Below are 15,631 nucleotides of genomic sequence, written 5' to 3'. Positions count from 1 at the left end.
ATATTTTCATCAATTTAAAAAACACAACTAATAATTCCAATTATTTTATAGAAATTAAATAATATTTAATGTTGATTTAAAGAATAGAAAGTATTATAACAAAAAAATAAAACCTGCAACCTGATTTTAGCTCATAAAATGTCATTTAACATCATGTATTCAGAAATATTTCCGTTATTTTTTTTCAGAAGATCTTTCAACTGGCAAAAGTTTTTATGATTAATCTATATAATTTATAAAAAAACGCCCCAATTGGAGCGTTTTTATCTATCCTAAATGATCAGGAATTATTTTTTGATGAATTTCTCGGTAGTTTTACCGTCTTTCGTTTCGATGCTGATGATATAGCTTCCTGCATTAAGGTTTTTAACGTTGATTCTGTTTCCTTCAAGATTAGCGTCTATCTTTCTTCCACTCATATCAAAAATCTCTGCTTTATTGATTTTCAGATCTGTTGCAACATTAAGATATTCTGTTGTAGGATTAGGAGAAATCGTCATTTTCTTAACATTGCTGTATATTTCTTTAGTCCCCAATGTGGCATCCTGTCCTTCAATTGAGAATGCAAGACCATCAAATGCAGGTTCTTGTGTAAGCTCTGAAATATCTGTCCAGGTAGTTGCCCCTGCACCAAAAGCATCAGCAGGATCTACAAGTTTTGCTGCATTTCCAACAATCTGACCTGTAAACCAATTGAATCTGTTGGCATTATTATTAGTAGTATAACTTGTCTGATTTAATTTTGCTGCGAAAACTACCCAATATGTAGTATTGGCAGATAAAATTACAGGATTACTTAGGGCTGCGGTAACATCAATTTCAAAGGTATAATTAGTAGCTGTTTTTGTCAGAGTGTACCCAGGAGCACCTTTAGCAACATTAATGGCAGCAATCGGAGTACCGGCACCATTAGGAATTCCTGCAGGAGCACCTGCAAGATCAGCATAAATATAAAGCATTGCTCCACTTGCTATGGTTGTTTCCAAAGTTTGTGCATTTTGAAAGCCCAATATTTTCACTTTTGTGATTTTACTCTGACTTGTAAGTTTAAAATCGTCAGCAGATGCAACAAAGTTTCCATTTGACAAGGCATCAGCAATGATACCATTTTGACCTGTAACCGGTTGATTGTAGATTGTCGTTTGTGCATTTAAAGAAGTTAATCCTAAAAAAGCACCTAATAGTAAAGTTTTCTTCATGGTGAAATAATTTTATAATTCCGTAAAAATAGAACATTTAGTCTAAATAACAAAATAAAAACACGAATAAAATGAATAAAATTCAATAAAATAACAATTTAATTAATCAATTTAACATAATAAAACAATAATTTAAATAGTAAAATTTAAATTGAAATATAATTTTAAGTTGATTTTATCAATAAATCAAACACAGTTTAGCTTCTGGCAAGCCTTATATATTATAAGTTTTTCAGTAATTATTCTCTCCCCAGCTTTAATTTTACAAAATAAACACCTGATACATAGATCCCTACATCAACCATATCTTTATTTACTCTAATATACATTCTCTATCTTCTAATATATCCGTTGCAGTTACTTTTATAAAATCTTTAACCGGGTGGGTAATGTTATTATTTTATTTATTGTATCAGAATCTTTTACATAACTTAATAAGTCCGCTGTCGATCAGAATATTATCAATAAAAGCTATTCCAAGGCATTATTATGCACAGAACGAAGCTGGTCAACCCTTCATTCACAATCATTAATAAAAAAACAAGGCGCTTCATAAGAAACGCCTTGCTTTAATATATTATAAAAATTCAATTATTTTGAATAGTTTTCAAAAAACAACGGAATACTTTCAATTCCCTTATAGAAATTAAATAACCCATAATGTTCGTTTGGAGAGTGGATGGCATCAGAATCCAGCCCGAAGCCCATCAATACTGACTTAGCTCCTAATACCTTCTCAAACATTGCTGTAATCGGAATACTTCCACCGCTTCTGTATGGCAGTACTTCTTTACCAAATGCAGTTTCCATAGCTTTTTTAGCGGCTAAAAACTCTTTGGTATCACTTTGTAAAACGTAAGGCATTCCACCATGGTGAGGGGTTACTTTTACTTTTACCGTATCCGGAGCAATTTTCTCGAAATATGTAGTAAATTTCTCAGTGATCTCTTCCGGAGTCTGATAAGGAACCAGACGCATTGAGATTTTAGCAAAAGCTTTTGAAGGAATTACGGTTTTAGCACCTTCTCCTGTGTATCCTCCCCAGATACCGTTACAGTCTAAAGTAGGACGGATAGAGGCTCTTTCAAGGGTTGTATATCCTTTTTCACCTTCTATATTACTCAGTCCGATTGATTTTTTATATTCTTCAGGATTATCCTTCAGCTTGTTCATTTCAGTTCTGTCTGCATCTGAAACAACTTCAACATTATCATAGAACCCGTCAATGGTAATATGTCCGTTTTCATCAATCAGATTAGCAATCATTCTTGAAAGTACGTGAATCGGGTTGGGAACCGCTCCTCCGTAAAGTCCTGAATGCAGGTCTCTGTTAGGCCCTTCTACCTCTACTTCTACGTAGCTTAAGCCTCTTAATCCTGTTGTAACAGTCGGCTGCTCATTGCTATAGATATGAGTGTCTGAAATCAGGATACAGTCACAAGACAGCTTTTCTTTGTTTTCATTCACAAAGTCACCTAGGCTTACGGATCCTACTTCTTCTTCTCCTTCCAGAATAAATTTCACATTACAAGGAAGAGTATTGGTTCTCATCATTGCTTCGAAAGCTTTTAAATGCATAAAGAACTGTCCTTTATCATCTGCTGACCCTCTGGCAAAAATAGCTCCTTCAGGGTGAAGTTCAGTTTTCTCAATATAAGGCTCAAAAGGCGGCTTTGTCCATAGTTCCAACGGATCTGCAGGCTGAACGTCATAGTGTCCGTATACCAATACTGTCGGCAGGTTTGTATCTATAATTTTTTCTCCAAAAACGATAGGATAGCCCTTTGTTTCACATATTTCCACATTGTCTGCCCCTGCATTTCTAAGGTGCTCTGCACATACAGCCGCACACTTCAATACGTCATCTTTATACGCCGGATCTGCAGAAATAGAAGGAATTCTCAATAACTCAAATAATTCATCCACGAAACGCTGTTTGTTTTCGTTAATGTAATTTAATGTCTCTTGCATTGTAAAATTTTATTTTGTTAAAATTAAAAAAAATGAGCCGCTGGGCCAAGCAAAAAGCCAGGATTTTCTGAAGAAACCTATTATTTCCCGATAATCAACTCTTCAGCCATTTCTTTTAAATAAAAATGCCCTGTTTTTCACAGGGCATTCTATATCTTATACTACTAATTAGTGTCCAGCTTTTGGAGCTTCTTCTGCTTTTTCAGCAGGCTTTGCAGCAGCAGTGCTGTCCGTTTTAGGAGCTGTAGCTTCAGGCTTTGCAGTTTCTTCTTTGTGTTCAGCAGCAGCTTCATGCCCACCGTGAGCTTCCCCTCCCTGATGGTCATCAGAATACCTCTCTACTCCTTCTTCAAGTTTCAAAGTAGCTTTGTTTCCACCTTGCGGAACTTTTTTACAGCTTACCGCTACGGTTGCAATCGCTAAACATATAACTAATTTTTTCATATGTAAAATTTATTTTTATAAGATCATATGAAACCGCAACTTTAGTCTATTCTGATGATCTAAACAGTCAGCGATTTCATGCTTAAATTTTTAATTGCCCAAAAGTAAGAAATCCTGCTTTTTTCGGCAACATTTTTATACTGATTTTAATATAATTTTTCCTTTTTTGGATTGTGTAAAAATAAGGTACTGATCTCCCCCATCCTTTAATCCGTATTTCTTTTTGATTTCTTCAGGTTTTAAAGGATAGTTTTTTGAAATAATATTGAACTGCCCCTTCTTTTTAATACTTTTAGAATCAACCACATCCATTTCAAAAATTCTTCCGGGAAAGTTTTCCAGTCTTACAGAGGAAGTGTACAGATGGGTATTGGGATGAAGTTTTTTCAATCCGAATCGTTTTGAAATAAGATTAAAGGCTCCTGCTTTCAGAATAGTATTATCAGGGATATAAATGAACTTTTCAGGCTCAGAATACTCTGCTTCGGCATTTTCTTCTTCCCCAAAACGATAAGTAAAAGCTGATTCTCCACTATCCAGGTTCACACAGTGGTAGATAATCTCTTCTTTTTTTTCTTTGGATAAAAAGATTACAATTTCTTTAACATCATTTTTAAGGGCAATAATATCGATTCTGTACGTCTGAGGTAAAACAGAAATCAGGTATTTCAGATCAATCAGAGGAGAAAGCTTGATCACTACCTGACCTGAAATTGACAGTAATGTTTCCTGAATGGCCAGAATATCCGGTGACAGATCTTCTAAAAGAAAGACTTTATTCTTATTCTGGTCTCTTCTGGCCGGATCGAGATAAACCGTATCGAATTTTTCCTGGTTTTCCTTTAAAAAATCTTCCAGTTTCCGGTTGATCAGCCTTGCTTTCCTGCCCAGAATGTCCCAGTTATGCCCTACAATCTCTAAAAGCTCTGTATTCTGCTCTACCAGAGTGATTTCTTCAAAATTCCGGGACAAATAATAAGCATCAATCCCAAAACCACTGGTGAGATCTATAAACGTCTTTCCTTTTAAAATTTCTGATTTGTAAAGTGCCGTTTTCTCTGATGAAGACTGCTCAAGGTTCAATTGTGGAGGAAAAACAATCCCTTCTTTCAGTAAAAAAGGGAATTTCTTTTCTGCAACCTGCTTTCCTTTAATCTGCTGGACAATTTCCTGCATAAAAACTTCGGGAAACGGGGATTTTTTTAAGAGTAATGCATGCAGATCCGTCCGGAGATTTGCATTGATATAGTTTTGAACTTCTTTATTTAATATTTTAACCACAGATAATACAGATTTACACAGATTGCCAGCTCAGCATTCCTGATTTCAGGTTGAATCATTTTAATTTTTTTGAAGAATGATTAATCAAAAAGCTATCTCTTATAAAAAATATAGTCCGTCATTACTGGCTGTATATTATTTTGTTTAAGCAAAGAGTTGATCTGCCCTCTGTGATAGGTAGAATGATTAACAGCATGAAAAAGCATATCAAAAATACTGTTCTCAAATTTTGTTCCTCTTGAATTCCGGTATTCTACCCGCTCATCAAGATCAGAATTTTGAACAATATCAATGCTTTTCAGAAAATTCTGATGATTGATCTCTTCCAGGGATTCAAAAGGATTGATCTGCCAGACTTCAAAGGTTGTTTGCCCTGATATTCTTGCATTCCAGATCTGCTGCGCATTAAGGGTATGATTGATCAAACTGACGGTTCTCTCATCAAGAACATCCTTATGTTTTGAAATAATTTTGATCATCTCATTATTGAAATGATAAGTATATTCAAATAAGTCAATCAGTTTTTCTTTCATTATTCAAACATTTCTGCCCAGCGCACGGCTTTTATTTCTTTTTCGTTGTACAGGTCTGCAATTGACTTTTTAACGTCTAATTTAGGGTATAAATTAACTCCGATCAGCTTAATTTTTCCTTCTTCGATCCACTGCTGCTCTTCAACAGCATGATCATAGATCTTTTTCTGAACCACTCCCTGTTTCAAAAGCTCCAGATAACCTCCTGCTTCTTCCATCTCAACAAATAAAGCCCAGGATTTACCGGCGATCTGCTGGGTGATATCTTCTACATAATAGCTTCCGTTGGCAGCGTCTTCGAATACATTGATAATACTTTCGTACGCCAAAACGATCTGTTGTTTAAAAGAAATCTCTTCAGAGTTATCCGTACTTCTGTCTACAAGATAATTACTGGAAAAAACAGCATCTGCTCCTCCTATCATGGCAGAGGCAAGTTCCAGTGTGGAGCGGATCAGGTTATTTTCATTGTCAGAAACAGCCTTATTTCTAAGGGAAGTTTCTGCAAAGATATAAGGAACTTCATCCAGCCCATATTCCTTGGAAAGCTGGTTGAAGACCATTTTGAATGCTCTCAGTTTGGCCATTTCAAAGAAATAATTTCCTCCAACGGCAATTCTGAAGATCAGCTTGTTTAAGATTTCCGCTCCGTATACTTCTGCCAGTTCTTTGGTTTTTGCCAAAGCAATACCCAGCTGCTGATCAATAGCTGCTCCGGCATTCTGATGAAGGGAAATATCTATACAAATACTTCTTTTGAATTCTTTTGCCAATAATTCTTTTGCCAGCTGATCATCAATAATAGCTTCTTTTTCGTTAAAAACATCAATCAAAGAGAAATACTGGTCTTCTTCCTGAGGACTGATGTGTCCTGCAAGTTCTTTATTATTAACAAAAATGGTCTTCCCGCTCAGGTTTTCCACATTCTGATCAAGCAAAAATGCAAATACTTCATCTTCCAGGCTTTCATGATACCTGGAAACCAAATGGGTGCTTTCTTCCACTCTCGGCAGATTGGCCAAAGGCTTGTGAACTTCTGTATAAAAAGGCTTTACTTCGATTCCTTCAAGGTTTTCTTTTTGTAAAACCGGATAAATATCGTCCGTTTTAAGCTGCTTTTTTACTAAATTTTCCCAGTTTGAAAATGTATCTGTATTTGACATTAGTTTTTTATTTGTGAATTGTCAATAGTGAATTTAACTTTACAGGTGAATTTTTAAAATTAAAATATATTTCAGATTGAAATTCTATTCAACTTTATTATTTCTTAGTGACTGTTGTGCTGTCAACCACCAGGATGAAGATTTCTTCATTCGGTTTTTTCATAAAATAATTCTCTCTTGCGTATTTTTCTTTTTCTGACTTGTTGTTCATCAGTTTTTTATAAAAAGCATCATTCTTTTGGTATTCTTTTTTGTAATACTCAAGCTGCTCTTCATATTTGTGAATCTCCCCATTGAGTTCGTTGATAACAAGAAATGAAGTTTTGTCGAAGAAAATCATCCATACCAGGAACAGACAGATCGTAATGGTATATTTATTCAAAACATATTTCTGGATAAGTTTGAATGTTTCAGATTTCGGCTGAATGTCTTTGATAAGTTTGTTTTCTTCCATTTTCTTAATGTTTTCTCAACGAGTTTTTAATAACAGTAGTTAAAAAATCAATTGCTACGGAATTCTGCTTCATATTCGGGATGATAAGATCCGCTTCATTTTTAGACGGCTCGATGAATTCCTGGTGCATAGGTTTCAGGGTAGTCTGGTAACGGTGCAGTACTTCTCCCAGATCTCTTCCTCTTTCCTGTGTATCTCTTCTGATCCTCCTGATCAGCCTTTCATCTGAATCTGCATGAACGAAAACCTTCAGGTCAAATTCTTTCAGCAATTCTTTATTGGTAAGTACCAGAATTCCTTCCACCACCAATACGTTTTTAGGTTCTACAGTGACATGATCTCCTGTTCTGGAATGAGTGACAAAGCTGTAAATCGGCTGCTCAATCGGCTGATTATTCTTTAAAGCCTTCACATGTTTTATCAGTAATTCAAAATCTATAGACTTCGGATGGTCATAATTTAAAGCCTCTCTTTCCGTCAACGTAAGACCTTGGTTATCATGATAATAATTATCCTGAGAAAGGATATTCATTCCTTCGATATCAAGCTGCTGAAGTATCTTATCAACAACTGTAGTTTTGCCGGATCCTGTTCCACCGGCAATTCCTATTACAAGCATTGTTTTTTTGTTTCTTTATAGTTGGTACAAATATACTATTTTAGATAAGATATAACAATGTAAGAATATTGAGAAATTAAAAGATTAAAGGACTTAAAAATTAAAAAACTCTTTGCAATGGTATCTCTATTTATCATTTATGTCTATAAACTGTCTTTTAAGCCTGAAATCCACAAAAAAACCCGATGCTGAAACACCGGGTTTAAAATTTTAATGACTATTTTTTAATAAATTTTGTGGATATTTCCAGGCTTTTTATGGTTAAGATATAATCACCTGTCTGAAGACCTGAAATATTGATCTGGTTTCTTCCGTTTCCTACTGTTGCATCAATTACTTTTCTTCCTTCCATATTGTAAATTTCCACTTTTTCTTCTTTGTTTCCTTTCAACGATATGTTTAAGAAGTCCGAAGCCGGATTAGGATAAATGGAAACCGGCTGTTCTTTTTTAATTTCTTTTGTGCTAAGAGCCTGACAAGCATACTCCGGAAGTACATAGCCTGAAGTGGTAAACTCTTCAGTCATGATGTTAATATCATTACATGTAAACCCAAACTGCCCCAGCATATCAATCGCCGCCTGTCTTACGGCAATAGCAGCATTCTGCTGGTTAGTTGTTGAAGTTGTTAAATCCAAACCTTCCAAAAACGCCCTGTCTGTTTTTTCTTTTCCGATTCTGTCATAAATTCTCATCAGGCAGGTAGACCAGATTTGCGCTTTATCATAGAATGATCCGGAGCCTGGATAGATCATAGTTGTATTGGTAATTCTGCCGTCCCATATGGTGTTATGCCCATCCCAGCTAAACACCCAGTTGTACTGAGGGGTAGACGAAGCCCATTGGTTCAGGCTTCTGCTATAGGATTGTGCCCAGTAATCACCGGAACCTTCACTCAGACCGTCAGCATTGGACACTCCACCGGATAGCCAGTGATGAATTCCGTGTCCTAATTCGTGCAGGATCACATCAGCATCTTCTGCATCGTCTACTCCTCCCTGGCCAAATTCCAAAGAACCTGCAGTGCTATATCTTGAGTTATCTTGTCCGTTAAGTGCATGGGGGTCATAAATAACAGCCCCACCATTTGTAGTCGGTTTACAGCTGATTCCTAATGTCTCATTGATGTATCTTAAACTCTTATCTATATGCCAGAAAGCATTTACAGCCTCAAACCCCAACTCACTTCTGTTAAACAAAAACTGATTGGTATCCTGTGTGAATAAACCGGTATTGGGTGCGGTGATATTTCTGATTTCTACATAAGAATTCTTCAGTTTGTATACATTATTGGCAAATTCTATATCTGATAATGTGACAAGGCTTCTTGCATTGTCTAAACTGGCATTCGTGACATCATTACCATCTACATAACTGCCTCCATATGTTGATCCCGTTCTTGACAGCGGATCCGGGTCATATACATAACCGGAGCCTGAAGCTTTAAAACTAACTGTTTTATTGAGCTGCTTTGTTTTCTTCTTAGGAGATTCAGAGGTTTCATCTTTATGTTTATGATATACGGCAATGTCTTTAACACTGATAATCTCTCCTGTTTTAGCATCAACAATTGTCTCCCAGCTTCCGGAATTGTCATAAGAATTAATAACTACTCTGTATACAAGCTTTGTATTTCCCTTTTCTGTAATATAAACGAACAATTTATTTTCCTGATAAGTGATTTCTCCTTGCGATTTAGAAGCAATATATGCCTTTTTAAAAGCTTCGGATGAGGAAATAGCAGGTGTAATGTCTATTTCTTTGAGGTTTTTCTTTAAGCTTTCAGAAGAAGTATAACTTATTTTACCTTCTTTATTGAAATGGACCAGAATTTCAGACTGAAAAACCGGCACTTCCTTGATAAACTGCTGGTAACGCAATGTTTCTCCGGTATGCCCTTTACGTACAGAATACAAGGTAAGCTTACTAAAATTCTGAATTCCCAGATTTCTGGAATTCTCTTTAATCCATCGGTTTGCAGGTGCTTCAAAAGATGATTCCTGAGCCATTAAGCTGCTACAGCACAGCACGCTGCCTAAAATCAGCGAAGTAATTTTTAATGTCATATAATGTTTTTTTTGTGGTTCTGTTTTAAAAATAATAAATATTTTTAAATTTTAAATCTTTTTAACAAAAAAAACTTAAAAAATATGACATCTATCTTATAAAATAAAAAACAGTCTATTGCAGCACAATTTTTAAAATGTTAAGAATATACAAATAAGCTATAAAGTTGTATGGATATTTTTCACCTGAAAGAGTATTTTTCGGTAATACATCAACAATAATACGCCTGAAGCTCCCGTCTTCATAACGATGGAGAATCATTTAATGAAGGTTTTCAGTAAAAAAGATATCTACATTGACAAAATTGAAAAGAGGCTGACCTTTTTGGACAACCTCTTTATTTTATACGATTTCACTTGTTAATTCGCGTGAAAGTAATTTTTCGTGCATGGGCTTTAAAACATCCATTGAGCCTGTTTTCACGGTACATTTGCCCTTATAATGAACAAGAATGGTACATTGCTCAGCCTGTTCAAGTGTGTGTTTGCATATTTCGATCAGACAATCGATCACATAGTCAAATGTATGAACGTCATCATTATGAAGCACCAGTTTATAAACTTCATCCGTATCATCAAGTACGAGAACTTCTTCTTCGTATTGACGTTTCGGGTTTTCGTAGTCTTTTATTGTATTATAAAAATTCATTCTAATGTTTTAAACTTCACCAATTTTATCTGCCAGGTTATCAATAGCATTGGGCTCATGATATACCAGCTCGACAAGCTCCACGCTCTTATTATTCATCTTCAGAATTTTGAAATGATAATTATCCAGGTCAAACTCCTGATTCTCTTCCGGAATTTCTTCCAGTTCGTACAAAATAAATCCTGCTAATGAGTTATATTCACTTTCTTCGGAAAGAGGGAGTTTTTTAGGTAAAAATTCATTGATTTCATCCAGAGGCTGTGTTGCCTGTACCCAGTAGGTATTATCGGCAATTTTATCAACGATTTTTTCTTCTTCGTCTTCTTCATCCTGGATCTCTCCTACCAATTCTTCCAGAATATCTTCAAGGGTAATGATCCCTTCAGTTCCTCCGAATTCATCAATAACAATCGCTATATGCTGCTTTTTAAGCTGGAAAGTTTTTAATAAGTCAGATACTTTCTTGCTTTCAACCACGAAAAAGGCATCACGCATTAGTTCTTTAAGATCATCATGATCCAGCTGCCCTTTTCTTTTAACAAATTCTCTTATAATCTCTTTGGTATAGAAAATCCCGATAACGTTATCAATAGAGTCAATATACACCGGAATACGGGAATATCCGCTATCCATAATCTTATTGATAATATCATTGACATCTTCTTCAAAATCAATGGAAGTAATATTTTGTCTCGGTACCATAATCTGCTTGGCAGAATGATCCGTAAAATCAAATGCATTTTTGATGATCTCGTAGTTCTCTTCTTCAATCTCACCGCTATCTGCACTCTGCTTTACCAAAAGCTGAAGCTCTTCTGTAGAGTGAATTTCCTGTTCTGAAGCAGGATGAATTTTAATTAATCTTAAAAATCCGTTGGACATGAGATTCATCAACCATATAAACGGTTTAAAGACAGTATAAAAAACCCTCAGAGGTACTGCAGTTGCCATCGTTGTGGATTCTGACTTTCTGATGGCAATTGATTTCGGGATAAGCTCACCAAATACAATATGCATAACGGTGATCAGTACAAAACTGGTTGCTACTGAAATTGTAGTAATCGTGGTCTGAGTCAAATCAATGCTCAAAGATGTAAAAATATTTTCTACAATATGATGCAGGGCACTTTCTCCTACCCAACCCAGGGCAAGGGATGCCAATGTAATTCCTAACTGTGTAGCAGAAAGGTACTCATCCAGATGTTTGATGATATGTTCTGCCTGTTTTGCCATAGAATTGCCTTCTGCGGCTTTTAGTTGGATTTGAGAATAACGAACTTTAACAATTGAAAATTCTGCGGCTACGAAGAAGCCATTTAGTAAAACAAGAAATAAGGCCAGCAAAAGCCTGACTATGTCCGAGTCCATTTAGAAGTTGTATATATTTTATTAGGTACAAAGATATACAAAATAAAAATAATGTGAGAAAGATAAAATTATTTCAGTGCAGGATTTTTAGAAAGGAAAATATGACGTTATAAAACCCCTTTATTTTCCACTAACAAAAATAATTGAGGTACTGATGTCTTTTTTACCTCAAAATAAGATTTTTGCGTACTAAATTTCAGTTTTAGACTTTCTGAAACAAAAAAAGCACCGACAATATCGATGCTTTTGATGGTATGTTAAAATAATTCTTTACGAATTTTTTAAAGCTTCTGCTCCGGAAACAATTTCCAGGATTTCGTTGGTAATTGCAGCCTGTCTTGCTTTGTTGTAGAAGATCACAAGATCATTCTTTAAAGCCTGAGCGTTATCTGTTGCTTTGTGCATTGCAGTCATTCTCGCTCCGTGCTCAGATGCTACTGAATCCAAGATTGCTTTGAAAACCTGAGTTTTGATTGATTTTGGAATCAGATTATCCAGGATCTCAGCTCTGTTAGGTTCGAAAATATAATCTGTTTCAACCTGTGGTTCTGTAGTTTCAGGCATTGAGATCGGAAGAAGTTGTTCTGTAGTTACTTCCTGAGTAGCAGCATTAACGAATTTGTTATAAATAACGTAAACTTCGTCAAATTTACCTTCTTTGAAGCTGGTCATTACTCCTTCTGTGATATGAGCCACTGTATCAAAGTTCAGGTTATCATATACAGAACTTCCATTAGTATATACTGAACGATTTCTTCTTACAGCATCATATACTTTTTTACCTACAGGAAGAACTTCAATCTCATATTGAGATTTGTCCTGAAACTGAAGGTTAAGCTCTTTTACGATTGAAGAGTTAAAAGCTCCCGCAAGACCTCTGTTTGAAGTAACAGCGATGAAAAGTATTCTTTTAACCTCTCTTTTCTGAGCATATACAGAAACCTGGTCAGGATCAGAGCTAGAATTTACATTCTGGATAAGCTCCTGTAATTTTTCAGAATAAGGTCTTAACATTACAATTGCATCCTGTGCTTTTTTAAGTTTCGCAGCGGAAACCATTTTCATAGCACGGGTAATCTGCATCGTAGATGAAATTGACGTGATTCTGCCTCGTATTTCTTTTAAGTTTGCCATTAATTTGGGTTCAAAGTTTAAGGTCTAAAGTTTAAGGCTTAAAACTTACATTTTAAACCTTAAACATTGAATTTTTTTAGTTGTATTTAGAAGCTAAATCGTTAGCTGCCTGCTTAAGAACACCTGTAATATCGTTATCGATTTTTCCAGATTTGATAGCAGCCATTGTATCAGGGTGCTTAGATCTCAGGAACTCGATATACTCGTGTTGGAATTCTTTAATCTTGTTCAATGGAACATTTCTCAATAAGTTCTCAGTACCAGCATAGATCATAGCTACCTGGCTATCTACCGGAAGAGGAGAGTTAACCGGCTGCTTAAGAAGCTCTACGTTTCTTTCTCCTTTAGAGATTACTGCTAAAGTAGAAGCATCAAGGTCAGATCCGAACTTAGCGAACGCTTCCAATTCTTTATATTGTGCCTGATCTAGTTTTAATGTACCAGATACTTTTTTCATTGATTTGATCTGAGCGTTACCTCCTACCCTTGATACAGAGATCCCTACGTTGATCGCAGGACGCACCCCTGAGTTGAATAGATCAGACTCCAGGAAGATCTGTCCGTCTGTAATAGAGATTACGTTAGTTGGGATATACGCAGAAACGTCACCTGCCTGAGTTTCGATGATTGGAAGAGCAGTTAATGAACCACCACCTTTCACGATAGGCTTAAGAGACTCTGGTAAGTCATTCATCTGCTTAGCAATTTCGTCATCAGCAATTACTTTTGCAGCTCTTTCCAATAGTCTTGAGTGAAGATAGAAAACGTCTCCAGGGTATGCTTCACGGCCCGGTGGTCTTCTTAATAGTAGAGAAAGCTCACGGTAAGCAACAGCTTGTTTAGATAAATCATCATAAACGATAAGCGCCGGTCTACCTGTATCTCTGAAGAACTCACCGATAGCAGCACCTGCCATCGCAGAGTATACCTGCATTGGAACAGGATCTGAAGCGTTAGCCGCAACGATTACAGTATATGCCAAAGCTCCTTTATCAGAAAGGGTTTTAACGATTTGTGCTACAGTAGAAGCTTTCTGACCGATCGCAACATATATACAATATACTGGCTTACCAGCATCAAAGAATTCTTTTTGGTTGATGATCGTATCGATCGCAACAGTAGTTTTACCTGTTTGTCTGTCACCGATGATAAGCTCTCTCTGTCCTCTTCCTACAGGGATCATAGAGTCGATCGCAACGATACCTGACTGTAATGGTTCAGTTACCGGTTGTCTGTAGATTACTCCAGGAGCTTTTCTTTCTAGTGGCATTTCATATAAATCCCCAGTAATAGGACCTTTACCGTCGATAGGGTTACCAAGAGTATCTACTACTCTTCCTAACATACCTTCTCCTACTTTGATTGAAGAGATTCTGTTAGTTCTTCTTACTGTATCACCTTCTTTTACTAATTTACTTTCACCAAGTAGAGCAACACCTACGTTGTCTTCTTCAAGGTTAAGTACAATACCTTCTACATCACTAGAAAATTTCACCAACTCTCCGTATTGTACGTTTTCTAACCCGTATACACGAGCAATACCATCACCGATGGTTAAAACTGTACCTACTTCCTCAACGTTTGATTGAGTATCGAAGTTGGCCAATTGCTGTTTTAAGATCGCAGATACTTCTGCCGGATTTATTTCTGCCATTGTATGGTTGTTTTTCTTAATTTAATTGGAAATCTTTTTTAACTTGGTTCAATTTGGTCTTCACAGATGCGTCTACCTGCTGGTCTCCTACTCTTAGGATATATCCACCTAAAATATCCTGGTTGATGATCAGTTTCAAATCGAAGTTTGAGTTGGTATTCACCAGGTTGGTAGATCTTAGAATCTGATCAATATTCTCTTTGGAAAGCTGAGTAGCTGTGGTAAGCGTTACTCTCTGTACTCCGTTGATGTCTTCAACTTTGTTGATGAATTCCTGAGCGATATTTTTCAATTGGTTCTCTCGTCCGTGTTTAATAACCAATCTGATCAAATTCTGGGAAGATGCTGATAAACCTTTGAAAATTTCGTTTGCTACCTCTATTTTCTTTTTTGCATCAATGTAAGGTGTAAGGAAGAATTTGTTCAAATCCTTAGATTCAGCCATGATCTTCACTACATCTTTCATTTCAGAAAATACAGCAGCTGTCTGACCTGATTCATTAGTGAAGTCAAGTAAGCCCTGTGCGTATCTTTTCGCTACTTTAGATGTAAGCATTCTTAGTTAAGGTTAGATTTGTTGATATAATTTTGAACTAATTCGTTTTGAGCTTCAGTGTTATCCAGCTTTTGTTTCAAGATAGATTCTGCAATGTTTACAGATAAAGCACCGATCTGAGTTTTGATGTCTGCCATTGCAGCATTTTTCTCAGCGTTGATCGTTTGCTTAGCAGCTTCGATAAGTTTGTCTCCTTCCGCTTTAGCAACATCTTTAGCTTCACCTACGATTCTGTCTTTAATTTCTCTGGCTTCTTTAAGGATAGCATCTCTTTCGATTTTAGCTTCACGAATGATTCTTTCGTTGTCAGCTTTAAGATCTTCCATCTCTTTTTTAGCCAATTTAGCTTGGTTCAATGCATCAACGATAGAAGTTTCTCTTTCATTAACAGCATTTACGATTGGTTTCCAAGCGAATTTAGCTAGAAGAAACAATAGGATAACAAAAGTAAGGGTCATCCAAAACAAAAGTCCAATTCCAGGTTCAATAATTCCCATATCTGTAAATTCTTTTTTTAAATGTTATTTTATGGATTGTTTTT

At 36.0% G+C, this 15,631-nt stretch carries 15 protein-coding genes; all 15 read right to left on the bottom strand.

Annotation, left to right across the window (positions count from 1 at the left end):
* Nucleotides 1-287: 287 nt before the first annotated feature.
* The gene (locus ACTJJF_RS04210) at nt 288-1,199 is read right to left on the bottom strand and encodes a T9SS type A sorting domain-containing protein (protein WP_212651662.1); all 912 of its coding nucleotides are present in this window, start codon (nt 1,197-1,199) and stop codon (nt 288-290) included.
* A gap of 591 nt (nt 1,200-1,790) precedes the next feature.
* Nucleotides 1,791-3,170 carry a dipeptidase gene (locus tag ACTJJF_RS04205; RefSeq protein ID WP_440698794.1) on the bottom strand — a complete coding sequence of 460 codons (1,380 nt, stop codon included), beginning with the start codon at nt 3,168-3,170 and terminating at the stop codon, nt 1,791-1,793.
* 168 nt (nt 3,171-3,338) lie between these two features.
* Nucleotides 3,339-3,614: a hypothetical protein gene (locus ACTJJF_RS04200; RefSeq protein ID WP_440698793.1), complete on the bottom strand. Its 276-nt coding sequence runs from the start codon at nt 3,612-3,614 to the stop codon at nt 3,339-3,341.
* A gap of 135 nt (nt 3,615-3,749) precedes the next feature.
* Complete coding sequence (locus ACTJJF_RS04195; RefSeq protein ID WP_440698792.1) at nt 3,750-4,895, bottom strand: class I SAM-dependent methyltransferase; 1,146 nt, start codon at nt 4,893-4,895, stop codon at nt 3,750-3,752.
* A 92-nt stretch (nt 4,896-4,987) separates the two neighbouring features.
* Nucleotides 4,988-5,428 (bottom strand): DinB family protein, encoded by a 441-nt coding sequence (locus tag ACTJJF_RS04190; RefSeq protein ID WP_440698791.1) that lies wholly within the window; start codon nt 5,426-5,428, stop codon nt 4,988-4,990.
* Complete coding sequence (locus tag ACTJJF_RS04185; RefSeq protein ID WP_440698790.1) at nt 5,428-6,591, bottom strand: methylmalonyl-CoA mutase family protein; 1,164 nt, start codon at nt 6,589-6,591, stop codon at nt 5,428-5,430. The genes ACTJJF_RS04190 and ACTJJF_RS04185 overlap by 1 nt, the downstream gene beginning before the upstream one ends.
* A 97-nt stretch (nt 6,592-6,688) precedes the next feature.
* Nucleotides 6,689-7,045 carry an FtsB family cell division protein gene (locus ACTJJF_RS04180; protein WP_440698789.1) on the bottom strand — a complete coding sequence of 119 codons (357 nt, stop codon included), beginning with the start codon at nt 7,043-7,045 and terminating at the stop codon, nt 6,689-6,691.
* Nucleotides 7,046-7,049: 4 nt separating this feature from the next.
* Nucleotides 7,050-7,664, bottom strand: coding sequence for a uridine kinase (gene udk / locus ACTJJF_RS04175; RefSeq protein ID WP_065398055.1), 615 nt, complete (start codon nt 7,662-7,664; stop codon nt 7,050-7,052).
* A 217-nt stretch (nt 7,665-7,881) separates the two neighbouring features.
* A complete protein-coding gene (locus ACTJJF_RS04170; RefSeq protein ID WP_440698788.1) occupies nt 7,882-9,729 on the bottom strand; it encodes a T9SS type A sorting domain-containing protein in 1,848 nt (615 codons plus the stop codon).
* A gap of 343 nt (nt 9,730-10,072) precedes the next feature.
* Entirely contained in the window at nt 10,073-10,378 is a 306-nt protein-coding gene (locus ACTJJF_RS04165) for an ATP-dependent Clp protease adaptor ClpS (protein WP_123842374.1), read from the bottom strand.
* Nucleotides 10,379-10,387: 9 nt separating this feature from the next.
* Entirely contained in the window at nt 10,388-11,746 is a 1,359-nt protein-coding gene (locus ACTJJF_RS04160) for a hemolysin family protein (RefSeq protein ID WP_212651667.1), read from the bottom strand.
* Between the two features lie 270 nt (nt 11,747-12,016).
* Nucleotides 12,017-12,880 (bottom strand): ATP synthase F1 subunit gamma, encoded by an 864-nt coding sequence (gene atpG, locus ACTJJF_RS04155; protein WP_440698787.1) that lies wholly within the window; start codon nt 12,878-12,880, stop codon nt 12,017-12,019.
* A 76-nt stretch (nt 12,881-12,956) separates the two neighbouring features.
* Nucleotides 12,957-14,534, bottom strand: coding sequence for a F0F1 ATP synthase subunit alpha (atpA, locus tag ACTJJF_RS04150; RefSeq protein ID WP_312303023.1), 1,578 nt, complete (start codon nt 14,532-14,534; stop codon nt 12,957-12,959).
* Nucleotides 14,535-14,550: 16 nt separating this feature from the next.
* The gene (atpH, locus tag ACTJJF_RS04145) at nt 14,551-15,090 is read right to left on the bottom strand and encodes an ATP synthase F1 subunit delta (protein WP_312303020.1); all 540 of its coding nucleotides are present in this window, start codon (nt 15,088-15,090) and stop codon (nt 14,551-14,553) included.
* A gap of 2 nt (nt 15,091-15,092) precedes the next feature.
* Entirely contained in the window at nt 15,093-15,587 is a 495-nt protein-coding gene (locus tag ACTJJF_RS04140) for a F0F1 ATP synthase subunit B (RefSeq protein ID WP_045497327.1), read from the bottom strand.
* Between the last annotated feature and the right edge of the window lie 44 nt (nt 15,588-15,631).

Source organism: Chryseobacterium sp. 22458, assembly GCF_052044975.1.
Lineage (GTDB): Bacteria > Bacteroidota > Bacteroidia > Flavobacteriales > Weeksellaceae > Chryseobacterium.
Note: the sequence above shows the minus strand (reverse complement) of the source record. Positions and strands in the feature narration are given on the sequence as shown.